The sequence below is a fragment of the Bacteriovorax sp. DB6_IX genome (genome assembly GCF_000447775.1).
Taxonomy (GTDB): Bacteria; Bdellovibrionota; Bacteriovoracia; order Bacteriovoracales; family Bacteriovoracaceae; genus Halobacteriovorax_A.
This window is the reverse complement of record NZ_AUNJ01000149.1, coordinates 1-17754: the sequence shown is the minus strand read 5'-3', so window position 1 is coordinate 17754 and position 17754 is coordinate 1. Positions and strand designations below refer to the sequence as shown.

20 protein-coding genes are annotated in these 17754 nt (G+C 36.8%); 9 read left to right on the top strand and 11 right to left on the bottom strand.

Annotated elements, in window-relative coordinates:
* Positions 1 to 1279 (bottom strand): apolipoprotein N-acyltransferase (lnt, locus tag M901_RS04535; RefSeq protein WP_021276992.1); only part of this gene is annotated, 1279 nt, incomplete at its 3' end.
* 65 nt (positions 1280 to 1344) lie between these two features.
* Between lnt and M901_RS04530 the strand changes: the two genes are divergently transcribed.
* Positions 1345 to 2013 (top strand): hypothetical protein, encoded by a 669-nt coding sequence (locus M901_RS04530; protein ID WP_021276989.1) that lies wholly within the window; start codon positions 1345 to 1347, stop codon positions 2011 to 2013.
* 23 nt (positions 2014 to 2036) lie between these two features.
* On the opposite strand, the gene M901_RS04525 is transcribed toward M901_RS04530, so the two are convergent.
* Both M901_RS04525 and M901_RS04520 read right to left on the bottom strand, forming a co-directional pair.
* Positions 2037 to 3212, bottom strand: a complete 1176-nt coding sequence (locus M901_RS04525; RefSeq protein WP_021276996.1) for a S8 family peptidase — start codon at positions 3210 to 3212, stop codon at positions 2037 to 2039.
* Between the two features lie 578 nt (positions 3213 to 3790).
* On the bottom strand, positions 3791 to 4162 hold the full coding sequence (locus tag M901_RS04520) for a TraR/DksA family transcriptional regulator (RefSeq protein ID WP_021277005.1): 372 nt from the start codon (positions 4160 to 4162) through the stop codon (positions 3791 to 3793).
* 413 nt (positions 4163 to 4575) lie between these two features.
* Here M901_RS04520 and M901_RS04515 point away from each other — a divergent pair, with 413 nt between their 5' ends.
* The gene (locus M901_RS04515; protein ID WP_021276991.1) at positions 4576 to 5052 is read left to right on the top strand and encodes a flavin reductase family protein; all 477 of its coding nucleotides are present in this window, start codon (positions 4576 to 4578) and stop codon (positions 5050 to 5052) included.
* Between the two features lie 34 nt (positions 5053 to 5086).
* On the opposite strand, the gene M901_RS04510 is transcribed toward M901_RS04515, so the two are convergent.
* The 3 genes from M901_RS04510 to ruvX are packed head-to-tail and all read right to left on the bottom strand — an operon-like array spanning position 5087 to position 7719.
* Positions 5087 to 6181 carry a FliG C-terminal domain-containing protein gene (locus tag M901_RS04510; protein ID WP_021277002.1) on the bottom strand — a complete coding sequence of 365 codons (1095 nt, stop codon included), beginning with the start codon at positions 6179 to 6181 and terminating at the stop codon, positions 5087 to 5089.
* Complete coding sequence (gene mltG, locus M901_RS04505) at positions 6156 to 7220, bottom strand: endolytic transglycosylase MltG (protein ID WP_081653348.1); 1065 nt, start codon at positions 7218 to 7220, stop codon at positions 6156 to 6158. The genes M901_RS04510 and mltG overlap by 26 nt, the downstream gene beginning before the upstream one ends.
* 37 nt (positions 7221 to 7257) lie before the next feature.
* Positions 7258 to 7719, bottom strand: a complete 462-nt coding sequence (gene ruvX, locus M901_RS04500) for a Holliday junction resolvase RuvX (RefSeq protein WP_021276998.1) — start codon at positions 7717 to 7719, stop codon at positions 7258 to 7260.
* Between the two features lie 215 nt (positions 7720 to 7934).
* Between ruvX and rho the strand changes: the two genes are divergently transcribed.
* The 5 genes from rho to M901_RS04475 are packed head-to-tail and all read left to right on the top strand — an operon-like array spanning position 7935 to position 12784.
* Positions 7935 to 9182, top strand: coding sequence for a transcription termination factor Rho (gene rho / locus M901_RS04495; protein ID WP_021277001.1), 1248 nt, complete (start codon positions 7935 to 7937; stop codon positions 9180 to 9182).
* 55 nt (positions 9183 to 9237) lie between these two features.
* A complete protein-coding gene (gene prfA / locus M901_RS04490) occupies positions 9238 to 10305 on the top strand; it encodes a peptide chain release factor 1 (RefSeq protein ID WP_034720332.1) in 1068 nt (355 codons plus the stop codon).
* Positions 10306 to 10338: 33 nt separating this feature from the next.
* Positions 10339 to 11193 (top strand): HemK/PrmC family methyltransferase, encoded by an 855-nt coding sequence (locus M901_RS04485; RefSeq protein ID WP_021276988.1) that lies wholly within the window; start codon positions 10339 to 10341, stop codon positions 11191 to 11193.
* Positions 11181 to 12431 (top strand): UDP-N-acetylglucosamine 1-carboxyvinyltransferase, encoded by a 1251-nt coding sequence (gene murA / locus M901_RS04480; protein WP_021277006.1) that lies wholly within the window; start codon positions 11181 to 11183, stop codon positions 12429 to 12431. Before M901_RS04485 ends, murA begins: the two co-directional genes overlap by 13 nt.
* An 8-nt stretch (positions 12432 to 12439) precedes the next feature.
* Positions 12440 to 12784, top strand: a complete 345-nt coding sequence (locus M901_RS04475; protein ID WP_021277004.1) for a histidine triad nucleotide-binding protein — start codon at positions 12440 to 12442, stop codon at positions 12782 to 12784.
* Positions 12785 to 12800: 16 nt separating this feature from the next.
* Here the strand turns inward: M901_RS04475 and M901_RS04470 are convergent, their stop codons facing one another.
* The 3 genes from M901_RS04470 to M901_RS04460 form a co-directional block, all read right to left on the bottom strand.
* A complete protein-coding gene (locus M901_RS04470) occupies positions 12801 to 14570 on the bottom strand; it encodes a hypothetical protein (RefSeq protein ID WP_021277003.1) in 1770 nt (589 codons plus the stop codon).
* Positions 14571 to 14661: 91 nt separating this feature from the next.
* Positions 14662 to 14910 carry a hypothetical protein gene (locus M901_RS04465; protein WP_021276997.1) on the bottom strand — a complete coding sequence of 83 codons (249 nt, stop codon included), beginning with the start codon at positions 14908 to 14910 and terminating at the stop codon, positions 14662 to 14664.
* 122 nt (positions 14911 to 15032) lie between these two features.
* A complete protein-coding gene (locus M901_RS04460; protein ID WP_021276999.1) occupies positions 15033 to 15794 on the bottom strand; it encodes a hypothetical protein in 762 nt (253 codons plus the stop codon).
* Between the two features lie 148 nt (positions 15795 to 15942).
* Here M901_RS04460 and M901_RS04455 point away from each other — a divergent pair, with 148 nt between their 5' ends.
* Positions 15943 to 16533, top strand: a complete 591-nt coding sequence (locus M901_RS04455) for a hypothetical protein (protein WP_021276993.1) — start codon at positions 15943 to 15945, stop codon at positions 16531 to 16533.
* Here the strand turns inward: M901_RS04455 and M901_RS17415 are convergent.
* Both M901_RS17415 and M901_RS04450 read right to left on the bottom strand, forming a co-directional pair.
* Positions 16528 to 16680, bottom strand: a complete 153-nt coding sequence (locus M901_RS17415) for a hypothetical protein (RefSeq protein ID WP_021277007.1) — start codon at positions 16678 to 16680, stop codon at positions 16528 to 16530. The two genes, M901_RS04455 and M901_RS17415, sit on opposite strands and share 6 nt — an antisense overlap.
* Positions 16673 to 16966, bottom strand: a complete 294-nt coding sequence (locus tag M901_RS04450; protein WP_021276990.1) for a hypothetical protein — start codon at positions 16964 to 16966, stop codon at positions 16673 to 16675. The genes M901_RS17415 and M901_RS04450 overlap by 8 nt, the downstream gene beginning before the upstream one ends.
* A gap of 189 nt (positions 16967 to 17155) precedes the next feature.
* On the opposite strand from M901_RS04450, the gene M901_RS04445 reads away from it, so the two are divergent.
* The gene (locus tag M901_RS04445; RefSeq protein ID WP_021276995.1) at positions 17156 to 17677 is read left to right on the top strand and encodes a YhjD/YihY/BrkB family envelope integrity protein; all 522 of its coding nucleotides are present in this window, start codon (positions 17156 to 17158) and stop codon (positions 17675 to 17677) included.
* The last annotated feature ends 77 nt before the right edge of the window (positions 17678 to 17754 follow it).

Below are 17754 nucleotides of genomic sequence, written 5' to 3'. Positions count from 1 at the left end.
CATACCAAGAATCATTAGTGAGGTTGATAATATAGCGAGGTCGTTCTTCTAAACTATTAAGATAATCCATTACATAACGAGGAAAGAGGACTTCATAACAAATTAAACTCATGAAACTTTGATTATCATATTTAAAGTGAGTGTAATTCTCTCCTTTAGCGAAGAAAGAGATATTCTTGATGACTTTCGCAAAGTAGCGATTTAGTGGTCCAAAAGGTAGCCCTTCTCCAAAGGGAATGAGTATTCTCTTGTGATATGTTTGAGCAATTTTCCCTTGGTCGTTAATTAAAATTGCCGTGTTGTACTGTTGTTCAAAAAGGTCAGCCCTGTAGCTCGCAAGATCATATGTCCCAATAAAGAAGTTGGTTTCCATTTTTCTTACAAGAGAAGCAAGTTCGTAAGGGACACTCTTTCTTTGAGTTGTTGATAATATTCTTGGATAAGAAGTCTCAGGCCAAATTATGAGATCTGGTTTTTCTGTATATTCTTTAGAGCTCATGTCTTTAAAAACATTAACAACTTGATTTGAAGCCAGTTGAATTCCATTTTCCGACTTGAGTTTGAGGTCATTTCCAATATTGGCCTGTACTAGCCTTAGACGAGTTTTATCATTGCTATTGGGAGTCTGAATATCTCCAAGAGAAAACTGTATGATTAGGGTACTAATGATAACGAGCCAAGGAAATTTATTTCTTTGTTTTTGAATAGTCAGTAGATAAAGACAAATTCCAATATAGACACTAAGAAATGAAAAGATTGGTGTTCCAAAAATTGGAGCAAATTTTAGCTTTGGAGCGAGTGCTAACCAAGGATGTCCGAAAAGAGCTGGAAACTGTTGTGGCGTATAATACTCTAGGACTACCCATAGTGTTGCCATGGCAATTGGTAAAAATCTATTCTTAATACTAAGAAGTGCTGGGAACTTTTTCTTAATAAAGAAGTAGATCAAAACAAAGAGATAAAACTGGGGAGCAATAATAAGAGTAAAGAGCTGCCACATAAGAATATTAAATGGAGGAAAGAGTCCCCCAAAAACTTGTAAGGTAAATGTTAACCAGTAGTATCCAACAAGATTGTAACCCCAGAGAAAGAGTAGGGTATTGATAAGAACTGATTTTAGCTTTACGTCCTTATCAAAGAATTGTGAAAAGTAGATGGCCGCAGAAAGTATAATTGCTGGAAAGAGATGAAAACTATCCTTGAAGGGAAATGCTAAGGCATAGAGGCCACCAGCTAAGAGATAGATAATTTTCATTTTATTTTCAAGCAATGTTTTCATAGAGCTATTCTACTTTCTCTAAAATAAATTTGCCAATTAAAGAGGGACTTTATTACAATTTAATTATGGATACAGACTTTCTACAAGACGTAAAAGAACACGCCCACAATTTTGAAAATATCAATCATATTTCCAAAGCGCAGCAATGCCCGAAATGCCAAAACTTCTTAATTGAAGAAGGTATTTGCCTATCATGTGGATATAATCTCAATTTCAATCTTCTAGGAGAACCTCTAGGGGAGAAGAGTTTCTATACGATTCGTGAGAATTACTGGGAAGGTCTTTCTCTTTTAGAAAGAGAGAACTACAAGTTATTCAAGGATGAGGTTAAGTTTAAGCACTACTTAAATAAAACCAAAATGAGGTATAATGATCTTTTAGACTTCTTTTATTCAGAAGCTTCTCTTGAGGATCAACACCGAGCACTTTATCTCCATGAATTAAGAGATTTAATTCTTGAATTGATGGAAAACGATGTGGATGAGGAAGAGATTTGGAAGCCACTTAATGAGAAGCAAGAAACTGTACAAAGTGCAACTCTGTCGCTCTTTGATCAGATCAAGACTGTCGTCAATGAGAGTAAGGCCATAAAAAAGGCCAACCGAAAAAACAGTCGTCTAAACCTCTTTGGAGGAGGAAGAATTTCTGTTTCATCAATTATTGTAGGAATTCTCTTTTTAACTTTAGCGGTAGGGCTGTCTTTAGCTTATTTTTCTTATCAAAAATTTAACTAGGCCAGTTTCTCTGGCCTAATAGATTATTTCTTTAGTCTGTAGATAATTTTTCCTGACTCTTTAGAGTTAGCAATATTTCTCTTTTGTTGCTTCTTAGCTTTTGCAAAAGTTCTCTTATCATTATTTTGTCTGAACATTTGCGTTGCTAGTGATTGAGCTCTTGTAGCATCTAGTCGACCTTCTGAACGACACTTTCCAATTAGGGTAAACTCCTTCTTTGCTGAAAGCGTGATGATTTTCTTTAAATCATGTGGCTTTAGATTAGGAAATTGTGCTTTAAGCATTGCTGCAACTCCTGAAACAAATGCCGTTGCCTGACTTGTTCCAGTTAAAAAGTTTGCTCTTGATCTTGGAACCGCTGATTTAATTCTTGATCCAGGGGCCGCAATATCAACACTTACTTTTCCGTAGTTTGATGAACTAAGAACTTGTAAGTTTTGATCGTGAGCAGTTACAGTAATGATATTTGAAAGCTTATAACTAGCTGGGAAATAAGCATTCTTCTTATTATCAATATTTGACTCTTCATTTCCTGCTGCTGCAACAATAAGAATACCTTTTCTTTCAGCTTTCTTTAGGATTTCTAGCTCTTCTAGATCTGGCTCTGGTCCACCACCTGAGTAATTGATGATATCAACACCCTGATCTACAGCGTACTTAAGAGCTTGAATAGTTGAGTCTAAGTTATCTTTTCCTGAAGCAGTTCTATTGTAATACTTCAAAGGAAGAATTTTAACTTTTGGGAAAACACTTTTTACGATTCCAGAGACGTGAGTTCCATGTCCATGTGTATCAAATGGTCTTGTTGCGTACTTTCTTCCTTTTGAGAAATCAATTCCATAGTTAGTTGAGCTTGAGGCTCCATTTGGAACATAGATATTATCTTTAAGGAATGGGTGATTAGGATCAATTCCAGTATCAACAACTGCAACAACGATTTCTTTCTTTTGTTCAAATTTCTTCCAAGCCTTTGCAAGGTTGATAGATGACTTCGTGTTAGACGGTTTTACACCCCAGCTAGCATAACGAGACTCAAAAATGGCAAGGGAGTTAAAGTCTTCGTTTTGATACTTTTCTTTTGTAATCTTCTTTTTAAGGTCTTTAAAAGAGACTGCTTTAGATGAGTTAGCCTGAGCATTAAATGTAAATGCCATTGTCGCTGCTAAGAATAGGAATTTAATCTGCTGTGGTGTTCTCAAGTTTGCTCCCCAGTTATACTTGATCGTCACCCAATATAAAGCAAGTAGAATGCCAAAAACACATTGTATTATCAGGTGGTTACAGACGTTTTGTAAATACTCTTTGCACAGCTTTTATATAGGTGTCAATTTTCTGGACAAAATGACTCGTGGTCAGTGTACAAATGGAGTGCGTTTTGAGACCACTTTTTTGCAAGTTGTTGAAACCCTGAATAGGGCTTTTGGCACGGGCCTTGCTCTTAGTAATAGTGACAGGAAGTTATGCACCAGGAGGGAAGCATGAAAAAAAGGGACACTATTTTTATTTGGAGTTTTAGTCGTTTTAATTGGAGTATTTGAGGCAACTCCTGATAATTCAATCTCTTATTTATTAGGGAAGAAACACAGAAATATTGCTAGCTTTAACCAACCTATGGAAGAGAAGGTGAGCTTAGATCAACAACTTAATGGGTTATTAAAGTTAAACCCGGGTAAACATGTCAAAGTTTATCAAGAGAATTTTAAATTAGAGAAAAAAGCCAGCTTGTAATAGCTGGCTTTTCTTTTATAAGAATATAGATATTGCAGTTGAGAGTTGATTAACCAACTTTTTTGAATCTATTCTCTTCACGCTCTCTTTCTTCTGCGTGAGTGATACATAGATCCGCCCATGGTTGGTTCTCTAGTCTTTTCTTTCCAATAGGGTCATCACACTCATCGCAGTGACCATATGTTCCTTCTTCAATTCTTTGAAGAGCGAATTCAATATTTCTAAGCTTTTCCATTTCTCTAGCTCTCATATTGAATGTTACCTGTTGATTGATAACAGCTGTCGCGATGTCTGCTTCATCAGGTAGATCATCAGAAGAAATTTCTAAATCTTCTTTTCTACGGATAACTCCGTTATTTAAAATTTCAGTTTTTAGTTTGAGTAGTTTTTCTTTGTAGTACTCTAGTTCCTTCTTTTCCATAATCTTCCTCCTTGAGAAGCAAACCTATAGTCCTTATAAGCTTGAGCAATAGTTTATTGTGCTCAACATCATTATTTTATAATACTGGTCAATTTTGACACAAGTAGAAAAATAAGTGGCAAGCATTGCCATCACACCAAGCTAATTAGTCAGATTTTACCTTCTCAATTCCTCCTGCTTTACGCTCCCTTCGAGATGACCCATTTTAGCGTTAGACCTATCGGCGGCCTAGGCTTTTAAAGTTAAAAATAATTAAGTCAGTAATTTCAGTAGTTTGAGATAGTTTTGTCCTAAAGAGATTCCATTTTATCATTCTGAGAAATTGCCCATTTGCAGTGGCAGCATTGAGATATGAGGACTTTAGAGTAGAATATTAAAGACGCTATTCGATAAAATCATTTTAGGGAGGAAATATGGAAGACAGAGAAAAAGCCTTGGCCGTGGGACATATCCCGTCGGGATTATTCATCGTTTGCACCACAGATGGAGAGACAAAGGATGGTTATTTGGCCAGTTGGGTACAACAAGTTTCATTCTCACCACTTATTATCGCCGTGGCCTGCAAGCCTGGAAGAACTGGTTATGACAAGATTACAGCTGGTGAAGTCTTCTCAGTTAATGTTGTAGGTAAACACCATATGGATTATTTAAAACATTTTTGGAGTGGCTATGATGCTGAAGATAATCCATTTGGAGAGATTGATCATAAACTTGGAGAAAATGGGGGCGTGATTATTAATGAAGCTAAGTCTGCTATGGAATGTAAAATGGTCTCAAAAGCTTCACCAGGAGATCACGATATTATCTTTGCAGAAGTTCTTTCAAGCTATGAACTTAACCCTGCAGCAGATGTTAAAGTCCACATAAGAAAATCGGGATTAGATTATTAATAAAAAAGGGAGCTTTGAAGGCTCCCTTATTTCTTTAGACGTATCTTACAAATGATCTTGGATCTAAGACTAATTCACCAGACTTTTCTTTATCTCGAATATATTTCACAATTTCGTCTTGCGCCTTATTGATGGCCGATGCGGGCTTAGGAAGGTCGAGCTTTTCTAAGAACTCATCTCGGATACTATCAGTAACTTCAGAGAGAAGATCGAGAATCAGCTCTTTACTTGATAACCTTAAAGAAGCTGCTAAGAGATCATGATTCACATCTAAGAGAAACTGTCTCTTCATATCAGTCGTTAAGTAGCGAAGTCTGTCTATATCTTCAACTCTATCTCTAATATTGGCCGCGAGTTGGGGATTCTTGGATCTAATAGAAGCAATGGTCTTTTCAAAGTCCTCAGGATTGAGGCCATTGAATTTATCTGTATCAAGTCCTTTAACTCTTTGTTGCTTTTTCTTGATGACACTTCCAATTGATTTATAGGTAATAGAATCAAGAGATTCTATAAAAGTGCATCCGATACGAATAAGCTTCGAATCAGATTCTCTTGAAAGAGAGAAGGGTTGAACATCTATGATTTGGGCCTTGTGGCCTTTAGGTATTTCTTGATCTGTAATCGTTCTAATCGAGAGGATATAATCCTTTTTAAGCTTATCTCTTTCTGATTGATCAACAACGAAACTAATACCAGCCGTAGAAATATCTGTAAGAATTGCTGATTTAATATCCTCGCTGGCTCCAATGGTATAAGAGACATCTTTAAAGTCTTGATACTTGTAATAGAAACGATCAGAGACTCTACGATCTCGAAATTTTACTTCATATGGTTTTTTAAAACTAATTTCACCATTTGTGATTGAGAAAACATCTCTTTTAAAAAGAACATCTTCATCTTCGCAGTGGAAGAAAAGAGGATTTTGGACATTAATTCGTCCGTAGGCACCCTTATATTTTTCATCAAGTTTTAAGACACAGCTTTCTTGAGTTATTTTAATCAAAACCCCTGTGAATTTCTCTCTCGAGTCTTCGAAGTTTTGCCATAGAGTGAACTCTTTTACATCTTCAATTAAAGATTCGAATCTTTCACCAATATAGTCACTATTGTAGCATGACCAAAGTTTCATGATCGTCCTTATTGCTTAAGATTACGCCAACTTTTACCTTCTCTATACTTCTCGTTTTCTGCCATTTATTAACGGCTCTTCTATGTTGAGAGTAGGTCTCAGAGAAAATATGTGTTCCATCATTCTTACTTACAAAGTAGAGGTAATTATGCTTTTCAGGGTTTAGAACTGCTTTTATTGATTCAAGTCCAGGATTTGAAATTGGGCCAACTGGCAGTGCGGGAATTTTATAAGTATTGTATGGAGTTTTTTCTAAGAGATGTCTCTTTCTTAGGTTTCCATTATAGTTTTCGTAGATCCCGTAAATAGTTGTAGGGTCTGATTGAAGTCTCATTCTCTTCTTTAGCCTGTTGTGGAAAACACCAGCAATTGCAGGTCTTTCGAACTTCGCACCAGTTTCTTTTTCAACAATAGAGGCCAGAATAATAACTTCATGCTTACTTAGCTTTTGCTTAGAAAAATCTAGTCCTTCAGTCTGCTTGTTAAAAAGATTAACCATCGTTTTAATGACAAGAGGGGCGGGAGTATTTTCTTGGAAACTATATGTTTCTGGATAGAGGTAACCTTCTGCTCTATGACTAGGAATTCCTAGCTTTTGAATAAAGGCTTCATCCTTTGCATACTTAATGAACTCTTCTGCTTTTGTAATACCATTGCTTTCTAGAATTTCAGCAATTTGAAAGAGGTTTCTTCCTTCTGGAATAGTCACCTTCGTTGTAATAGATTTTCCGCTTGTTAGAAGATCAAGAGTGTCGACCATCGTCATTCCCGGAGTCATATTATACTGACCGGCCTTGAATGAAGTTAACTTATTATTAAACTTCACAAAGCGATGGAAGAGCCTGGCACTGTAGATCATTTTACTTTCATCAAGACGGTAGTTAATTGATCCAAAAGTATCACCTGGTCTGATTGTAAAAACAGTTTCTTGCCCATTATAGGCCCAGATGTAAATGGCATAATAAACTTGAGCACCTGACATGACTAAAGCAAGCATTGGTGCCAACACTAAAAAAATAATAAGATTTCTTTTGCTCATAAAGTAAGGATATCTACTTAAAAAAACTTTGCAACAATTATGTTTTCGAAATGAAATCCTCGAGTATTATGATGGCGGAAACTTCATCTATTTTCTTTGGATCAATTTGAAAATTGTATTGCGCAGAGTTAAGCATTCTCTCTTTGGCCGCTTCGGTAGTTAGGGTTTCATCTTGCTGATGAAATTCGATATCAGTAAAGACTTCACTAAGTTTATTCATCTTATTAATCATCTCACGAGACTTATCTGTCTCGGTTCCATCTGTTAAATAGGGAACTCCAAAGATAATCACTTCGACAAAGTCTTCTTCTATAATTTCAGTAAGTTGAGAGATGAATTTCTCAAAACCTTCATTGATGATTCTCCCTCTGCCTAGAGGAAATGGTTCTCGACCTGGAGTGAAAGAGGCGAGGCCAATAACCTTTTCGCCATAATCTATGGCCATTAGGTTCTTTCCCGCAAATTTAGAAAAATTTGGAAAGTTTTTAAAATCTTGCATAGTTATAAAGTAGGTCGACTTGTGCATTAAGTCAATATTACACTTACGGGCAAAGAGCTTGACTATAAAAGGGTTAGAGAATAATATGAGTTTATCTTAATAAGACAATTCCACCGACATTAACGTCCAAAAATCTTTATTTAAAGACAGGAATATTACCTTTTAATAAATAATCAAAAAATATCGTTTAAATTATATCAGGAGAAAATTTTAGTATGCATCTTAATGATCTTAGAGAAAAAGAAATCACTGAGTTAAACAAGATGGCAGGGAAGATGAAGATTGAAAACTCTGCAGGTCTTAAAAAGCACGAGTTGATTTTCGCAATTCTTAAAACACATGCCAAGAATGATGAAGAAATCTTTGGAGCAGGGGTACTTGAAATCCTTCCTGACGGTTTTGGATTCTTAAGATCACCAGGGTATAACTACCTTCCTGGTGCCGATGATATCTACGTAAGTCCAAGTCAGATTAGAAGATTTGGTCTTAGAAAAGGTGATTCATTAGAAGGTCAAATTCGACCTCCAAAAGATAATGAAAGATACTTTGCGCTACTAAAAGTTAATACGATTAACGGACAAACTCCTGAAGCACATAAGAAAACAGTACTCTTTGATAACTTAACTCCGCTTTATCCACAGCAGAAAATCAACCTTGAATTTAAGCCGACAAACTACTCGACAAGACTTATCGACATGTTTGTTCCACAAGGTTTTGGTCAAAGATGTCTTATTGTAGCTCCACCAAAAGCAGGTAAGACGCACTTACTACAAGAAGTTGCTAATGCAATTACTTCTAATCACCCTGACACAAGTCTAATTGTTCTTCTGATTGATGAAAGACCGGAAGAAGTAACTGATATGAAACGTAACGTTGATGCTGAAGTTGTATCATCTACATTTGATGAGCCAGCAAATAGACACGTTCAAGTTGCAGAGATGGTTCTAGAAAAAGCAAAGAGATTAACTGAAGCAGGAAAAGATGTTGTTATCCTTCTTGACTCAATTACTCGTCTTGCAAGAGCTTATAACACTGTTGTTCCACCATCTGGAAAGATCCTTTCTGGTGGGGTTGACTCAAACGCTCTACACAGACCAAAGAGATTCTTCGGTGCTGCTAGAAATATCGAGAACGGTGGTTCTCTTACAATTATTGCAACAGCTCTTGTGGATACTGGTTCAAGAATGGACGAAGTTATTTTCGAAGAATTCAAAGGAACTGGTAACTCAGAGATTCAACTTGATAGAAAACTTCTAGAGAAGAGAATCTTCCCAGCTCTAGATATTAATAAGTCTTCTACTCGTAAAGAAGACCTTCTTATGGAGCAAGCCGATCTTCAAAGAACTTATGTTCTTAGAAAAGTTCTCCACCCAATGTCGACTATTGATGCGATGGAGTTCATGCTTCAAAGAATCACAAAGACGAAAACAAATACAGAATTCATGGAATCAATGAATAGCTAATAACTGACGCCCCAATCGGGGCGTTGTTATTTATAGAAAGGAATCTCTTATGAGTATGTTTGATAAACTAGATGCCGTTATTGATAGGTATGAAGTCCTAACGGAGAAACTAGCAGATCCAACAATTTATGATAGACAGGATGAGTTCAAAAAAATCTCATCTGAAAGAGCTGCAGTTGAAGAACTAGTTGAAGTTTATAAAGAGTATAGAACTCTAGTCTCTGATATCGAGGAATCGAAAGAAATCTTAAAGAACGAAAAAGATGAAGATATGAGAGAAATGGCCAAAGAGGTTATCGCTGAGTGCGAGCCTAAACTTGAGCCAATGCAAGAAAGACTTAAAATCCTCTTACTTCCAAAAGACCCTCTTGATGAAAAGAACGTTATGGTTGAAATCAGAGCTGGTGCTGGTGGAGATGAGGCCTCTATCTTTGTTGGTGACGTTCTGAGAATGTACCAGAACTACTGCCGTGAACAAGGGTGGAAAACAGATATCGACTCAATCTCTCAAAATGATGAAGGTATTAAAGAAGTTATCTTCTCTGTTTCAGGGGATAAGGTCTTTTCAAAACTTAAGTACGAATCAGGTGTACACAGAGTTCAGCGTGTTCCTAAGACTGAATCTCAAGGCCGTGTCCATACTTCGACAATTACTGTTGCAGTTATGCCTGAGACTGAAGATCTCGATTGGCAACTTGATATGAATGACGTCAAAATTGAGGTTATGAGAGCTTCTGGATCTGGTGGTCAGCACGTTAACACAACTGACTCTGCCGTTAGAGCAACTCACATTCCTACTGGAATTGCCGTTTATAACCAAGATCAAAAATCTCAGATTAAGAACAAAGAGAAGGCCCTGAAGATTCTTGCGGCCAGAATCTTTGATAAACTTCTTCAGGAAAAGAATGCTGAAGAAGCTGCTGAGAGAAAAGGACTTATTGGAACTGGGGACCGTTCTGAAAGAATTAGAACATATAACTATCCTCAGGGAAGATTATCTGATCACAGAATTGGGTTAACTCTTTATTCTCTAGATAAGATTATTGAAGGGGACTTGAGTCCTGTTGTAGATGCACTTATCGCTCATAATCAAGCTGAACTTATGAAGGGTCAGGAAGAGTAAAGAGACTTGTTCTTCTAAAGAACTGAGGTGAAAATGGAAAGTCACTCACTAGAAAAATTCACAAAGAAATTCTATGAAGATAAGAGAGAGTTCCTGGAAGAAAACTATCCAGGAATATCTCTCCATCGTCTAATGCAAGAGCTGCAGCACTATAGTGAAGATGAGCAACAGAAGAGATTCTTTGATTCTCTAGAAAAAGGTGTCCCTCTTGAGTATATAAGAAGTCGCGCCTACTTTTATAGGTCAGAGTTTATTGTTAATGAGAATGTCCTTATTCCTCGCAATGAAACTGAGATTCTTGTTGAAAGAGCAGCTCAGTTTGCAAATAAGCTCCATCGTTCTCTTGATGAAAGATTAAAATTTGTCGACGTTGGAACCGGGAGTGGAGCGATTGCTCTTTCTCTAATTCAAGAGCTAGACTTTCCCGTTGATGCTTTGGCGACAGATATTTCAGAAGATGCACTCAACGTTGCAAAGAAGAATAACTTCTTCCTCCGTTTTAAATATTCAAAAGATTCCCAACTAGATTTCATCCAAACAGATCGTCTTGCTGGTGTGACTGAGAAATTTCATCTCATTGTTTCCAATCCTCCTTATATTAAAGAGGAAGATGACCGTCATAAAGTACATGGTCAGGTTGAGAGTTATGAGCCACATCTTGCGCTCTATATAAAAGACGCTAAGTATGACCAATGGTTTACAGACTTTTTTAAACAAGTTGATGAAGCTTTACTTGAAGAAGGACTGTTCTTTATGGAGGGTCATGAAGATCACCTTCAAGGACAGAAAACTTTATTAGAACAATTTAATTTTACAGATGTTGAAGTGATAAAGGACTATACAGGTCGCGATCGCTTCCTAAAAGGTATAAAGAAATGCAAAAACTAAAAGTTAATGGACCAGTTAAATTATCTGGAGAGGTGGCAATCTCTCGTGCGAAGAATGCTTATCTTCCAATTCTTGCAGCTGTCTTACTAACTGATAAAGAAGTTAGGTTAAAGAATCTTCCAGATTTAAGAGATATAAGAACAATGCTGAAGTTACTTGAGAACCTTGGCGTAACGATTTCTAAAGATGGAGATACAACGATCTTCGACGCTTCGACTTTAAATAGTCATGAAGCTACTTATGATCTTGTAAAAACGATGAGAGCATCAATCTTTGTTCTTGGCCCACTTTTAGGAAGGCTTAATAAGGCGAAAGTCTCTTTACCTGGTGGCTGTGCCATTGGAACAAGACCAATTGATATTCACCTTTCGAATCTAGAGAAGATGGGAGCAAAAATTGATCTTAATGCAGGTTATGTTGAAGCTAATTCTGAAACAGGTTTAAAAGGCGTTAAACTTCCTCTTACTTTTCCATCTGTTGGTGCAACTGAAAACCTTATGATGGCAGCAGTATATGCAGAGGGAACGACAGTTATTGAAAATGCTGCAATGGAACCTGAGATTGATGATCTTGCTAACTTCCTAAATGCTATGGGAGCAAAAATTTCAGGAATCGGAACTTCTAAAATTACGATTGAAGGTGTTAAAGAGCTATGCTCTACAGACTACGAAGCCATTGGCGATAGAATTGAAGCTGCCACATATGTCATTGCAGGTCTTATGACAAACTCTTCGATTAAAGTGACTAACTTTAATCCTGAGCATTTAGAATTTGTTCTCGATAAGCTTAAAGAAATGGGTGCTCAACTTGAGATTGGAAAAGACTTTGTTCAAGTTAGTCCTTCTAAGCTTAAAGGTGCTAAGATTGAGACTGCACCATACCCAGGATTCCCGACTGATGTTCAAGCACAAATGGTGGCCTTATTTACACAAGTTGATGGTAACTCATTTGTAAAAGAAAATATTTTTGAAAATAGATTTATGCATGTTCCTGAGCTAATGAGATTAGGAGCACAAATTACTCAAGAGGGAAAGGCTGTTTTTATTGAAGCCCCTCAACAACTTAAGGCCGCACCTGTTATGTGTACTGACTTAAGAGCTTCGGCTGCACTTGTCTTGGCCGCTCTTTGTGCAGAAGGTGAGACAATTATTGATAGAATCTATCACCTTGAAAGAGGTTATGAAAATCTCACGATGAAGCTTCAGGCCCTTGGTGCCACTATTGAAAAAATTGATTAGGAGTAGGAATGTCTGATTGTTTATTTTGTAAGATTTTAGCGGGAGAGATTCCAAGTTCAAAAGTTTACGAAGATGAAAAGGTTGTAGGTTTTAAAGATATTCAACCACAGGCAAAGGAACACTATCTCTTCATTCATAGAGAGCACACAGCTAATGTAAATGAGATTTCTGAAAATTCTCCTGAGCAACTGGCCGATATTTTCCAAGGGATCTCAAAGTTTACTAAGAGCAATGAGTTAGAGAAGAATGGTTTTAGAGTTGTGACTAATCTTGGTCCACATGGTTGTCAGACTGTTTTTCATACTCATTTCCATGTACTTGGTGGAGAACAACTCAGAGGATTTGGGAGCTAGCTTAGCTCCCGCTAATTCAATATAAGAGTTCAACACCCATAAATAGAGTCGTCTCTTTTGCTCCGGCAAGAGGTCTCATAACCCCTCCCGAAATATTCACATGATTATTTATTTTTTGCTGATGTTCAAATGTCACTGTTGGAGTTGCTCCAGGGACAAATCCTGGTGTTGTTTTATCTAATCTCGTATCATAGACCAAAGTTGATTTAAAACTTTGACCTTCAACTTCTGCTCCGAAACGTCCGGTTCTTCCAAGTTGATTTCTATTAATAACTACTGCAGTGGCGGCGACTGAAAGTGTATCTGTTACTTGATGATCAAATCTTGTATGAACAAAATCGGCTGATCTGGCCATCATGTAATCGCTATCTACGTCTCGAAAATCTTCTTGTCCTAATTCAAATTTGCTTCCTCCTGAGATTGTGGCCATTGTTGAATTAGTCACTTTGGCTTGCATTTCTAATGCCGGAACAAGATCAAGAGCGAAGTTGGAATTGGTCTTATCCTCTGCTTTATCACCAATACCAAATTGAACAGTACTTGTTTGAACTGCACCTAGTTTAGCCTTAACATCAACCTTCTCTGTCACTTGAAGTGGCTTAGATTTTAGATCAGCATTTACTCTAAAGAAGAAGAGGGCCTGATCGGTTTCAGGGGCAAATTTATTTTTAACATGAGCAAAGGTTCCACCTGTTGATAAATCGAGATCAGCGATATCAAAGTCATACTTTCCTTTTATATCAGAAGCAATTCCAATCACTGTTTGACCATCAACTGTTTCTCCGTAGAAGACTTGGCCAGCATTAAAGAGATTAACTTTCGCAATATTCGAGTTAAACCTTTCTTGCCAGTCTATTTCTTCAGGCTTTCCACCTGAAACATCAGTAAGCATTTTTCCAAGATCTGTTTTTAGGGCACTTACAAACTTTCCATTCTCATCATAGAGTCTATAGCTAACTGTTGTCGCAGGAATAATCCCATTTTGTGTAAGGGCAAGAGTTCCTGATTGATTACTTGCCATAACTTCACCGTAATTTATTCTAATTGTCTTGTCAGGGTCCTTAGGATCGCTGCAGGCTACCGTCGCGTGACCAGTCGCTCTTGCCGTTTCATAACCTGTGACTTTACACTTTAATCCCATTTCATTCAAAATCTGGACTTGGCCAACGGCTATATCACGACAGATTCCTGATCTTTTCTTAATATTGTAACCATCAATTAATTGTTGAAGAGTGACTATACCTTGGCTTGCATCAGTCCCTTCTTTCGCTCTTTCAAAATCATAATTGGAATCAAACCTTTTTCCTATGTAAGAGGCAAGTTTAATTTTTTCTTCAAAGCTTAAGTCGCTCTTGGCATCTCTAAGAGTTTGATAGCGTTGTGAAGAACCTTGTTTGAAAATTTTATTTAAGTACTCACCAACTTTTGCTGACTCTTGAATTGGAAATTTTAGATCTTTAAACTCTTTATTATTATATTTTAAAAGAAGTCCTAACTTACTTTGATAAGACTTCTCCTTGGCCAAATTAGAATCGAGTGATTTATTCTGATGATTACATGGCCTATGAGAGAGTAGTGACTCTTCATTTATCTTCTTTTGAAGTTTTGCATTTTCATACCAATAGGTAGTAGTTTCTTTATCTTCGTGAAAAGAATCAATTTGAACATCATCAATTTCTTCTGTGATTTTAAGATTTGTTTTCGAAAACTCTTCAAGGCTTTGTATGAAAGCTTGAGTGTTTAATTGAATGAGTGAGAAAATTAGAATTAGTTTAAAGTCTTTCATACCTATTAAATCGGTACAAAAGTGAACAAATATTAAGAATTGAGTTCGTGCAGCCCGAATATTGTACACAGGCTGCACTTGTTTTATTTAATTATCTACAGTATCTGTCGTAAGCAAGATCTGCTTCACCAAATCCACCAGCAGCATATGGATAAAGCTTGTCACACATAGACTCAAGTGTGTATGCCTTATCAGACTCACAGTAGAGTTTATAAACTATATTGAATTCCATTTCCACAATGTCTGAACAAATTGGATAGTTTTCAAAAGATACACTTTCCATTTTCGCTGTCGCCGAAAATGCCATTAGAATTGAACAAAGAGCTAAGAACTTTCTCATATTTTCCCCCAGAATTTAATTTTGATGGAAAATAGATTTTTTTTTAACAGATAGACAAGTGAAAATAGGTTACTAGAAGTATTTACAAGAAGGCCAAGGATAAAACCTTGGCCAAGTATTTGTTATCTCGATAGAGACTGAATAAATGTTTGAACGATTGATTGCTGAAGTCTCGTAAATTCAGAAACTGTGGCCATTACAAGAAATGGGCTCTTCTTGATTGAGCCGGCCAATACAAGTTGACCTTTTTCCGGAAGATATTCTGCTACAGTGAATTGGTTAACGAATTCTTCCTTATAGTTGTCCATAAGTTTCTTTTCGAATTCACGTCCCCTTCTTTCGGATTCGGCTATTTTGTCACCTTCAATCGTTACCTGGATAAGTGTGTTCTTATCATCATTCTTACCGATCTTCTTAAGGTCGTTGTAGATAAGTCTGATTGAACTTGCTCCGAGATTATTTTTGAGGATAAACCAAAGCTCTTCAAAGAAAGCAGTTCTATCATTTGGCCAAAGAGCATTGAGGTGATCTACAACTTGATAGAGTTCTTCTAGAAGGATGATATTATTTTGTAGAATCCAATTACTAAGAACCTTACTAAGAACTTCCTGGGCCTGAGAGTTTTCTAACTTTTCAAAGCTCTCTTTTGTTAGGCTAAGTTCATTTGCAATTCTAATAGGGTAGAACTTCGAGCTGATCATCATAGCTTCTTTGAGAGTATCATCTTCGGCCAGCTGTTCTTCATCATAGAAGAGAACTTGGAGATTTTGATCTTGAAGCTCATCTAAACCAATAACTTTACTCGAGTTAGAGTTTGAAGAAAAATCCATTTCTTTTATAATTAATTGGTTCGCGTTTTTAACATACCCCATTTGGCATTGCATTATTACCTCTCATAAATAGTCAACTATATGAGTCTATCTTTTTTGGGACGGCTTGTGAATGGCCAGGGGAGGAAAACTTAACAGCTTAGACCTTTATGGTGCCAAGAGTTAAAATAGGTTTATGTTACGTTTATTTCTAGCCTTATCTATGACTTTTAACATTTATGCTCAAGATGAGTGGTTCTTCATAGATATGATGAACGGTAAAGTGCAGGAGGTCGAAAAGAAGGTTGGAAAAGTTCATTATAAGAATCGTTCAAAAGCGTATCAAATTGATTTCACTGGAGATGGGGTAAGTGAGTATCTCTACTTAGAATACTCTGATGGAAAAATTATGGCGCACTTTAAAGACCAGAATTTTGAGCCCTTGTATAAATTCCAATTCCCACTCAAGGGTCACAGTGCTCGAGTCTACAGAGTTTTAAAAAAGAATATCTCACAAGATAGAATAATGGTTCTCTTTCATTACTTTGCAGGAGCGAGTAGTTATCTTGGGAAAGCTGGATCAGCTTTTCTCTACGGTGGCGTCGTTGAAAATGGAAGCTTTAAAGACTTTGAACTGACGAAGCTTGGCTCTATTTGGTTAGAAGAACAGTACAGAGACAATTATTTAAGAAGACTCTATGAAGTTGGATTTAAGGATATCGATAATAATGGTCAAAAGGAATTGATTATTAAGTCTGGTCCAACCAAACGAGTTATTCATTATGAAGGAAAAGGGAAGTGGTTAGGTCTATGAGGCTTTTGGCCAGTCATAGTCATCATGATCTTCGTGGTCATTATGAGCTTTACTTTCTTCTTCGCTCTTAATTGTTTCAACATCTTCAAGACCATGAATATCTCTTTGACGTCTTCCAAGTTTGTAGAATGTAATCCCACTAGGCAACAATAGGTAAGAAAATAAGAAATAGAATTAGTAGTTTTCCTGATGAAGTTGATTCATCAGTAGCGCTATCTACAGCAAGTTTTTCGGGAGAGTGAATTCTCTCTGGATTTGCTTGTGCTTTACTAGAGTTTGGTTTTCTTTCGAAGTTAAATCCCTTCGCTTGCTCTGGAGGAACTTCCTTATATTCTTCAATTGAGACACCAATGACTGGATCAACAGCGGGCTTTCTTGCGAAAGCAGGAGTCATTAACGTAGATATAAGTGAAATAAGTAGCAATTTTCTCATTAGATCCTCCGTGATCAGTCGAGAAACTTCGACTTTCGATAAGAGATCATTACCCTTATCGTATCTATTTTACCATTTCCTTAGTATTTTTGTAGGGAGGCACTTTTACACATTTTCTATCTGTATTATTTTTGTCAGCTACTCATTAAAATATATAAAGAAAGACTAGAGAAATCCGATATTTAAACCATGAAAGCATTGAAGAAAATCAAGGCAAATCCAGATGGTGTGGAGATTGCATTTTTCGAGATCGTGAAGAACTTTCTTCTTAGATTGATCTCGGCCATGTTTCTTTTTAAGAAGAGAAAGGGTGAAGTTATCGCTGGTGCGACGACTTTCTTTACGGTTCTAAGCTTCGGTCCAGCCGTGCTATTGATGATTTCTGTGATTGGAATTTATGTTGGAGATAATGATGTTGCTAAAGACCATGTTATCGCCACAATCTTTGAGAGCTTTCCAAAAATTGATCCTTGGATACTTAAGAGTCTAAAGGTTTTAATAGAAGAACAGATCACTGATCATGCTGTGAAACCATATCAATTGGGTCTATGGTTCTTTACTTGTTTAGGTATCTCAACATCATTTGTTTTTGGGATAAATACACTTTCAAAAGTTGATCCTGATGGTGGATTCTTTCAAGATGACTTTCGATCACTACTCTTTGGTGTCTTTATGGCACTCTTTTTTATCGTCGTGTTCATGTCTCTTTGAAAAGCAATTCATGTTAACCATGGTTGAAACATTTTTAACTGATAGTGATACGGTCATGATGATTATCCAAATACTTG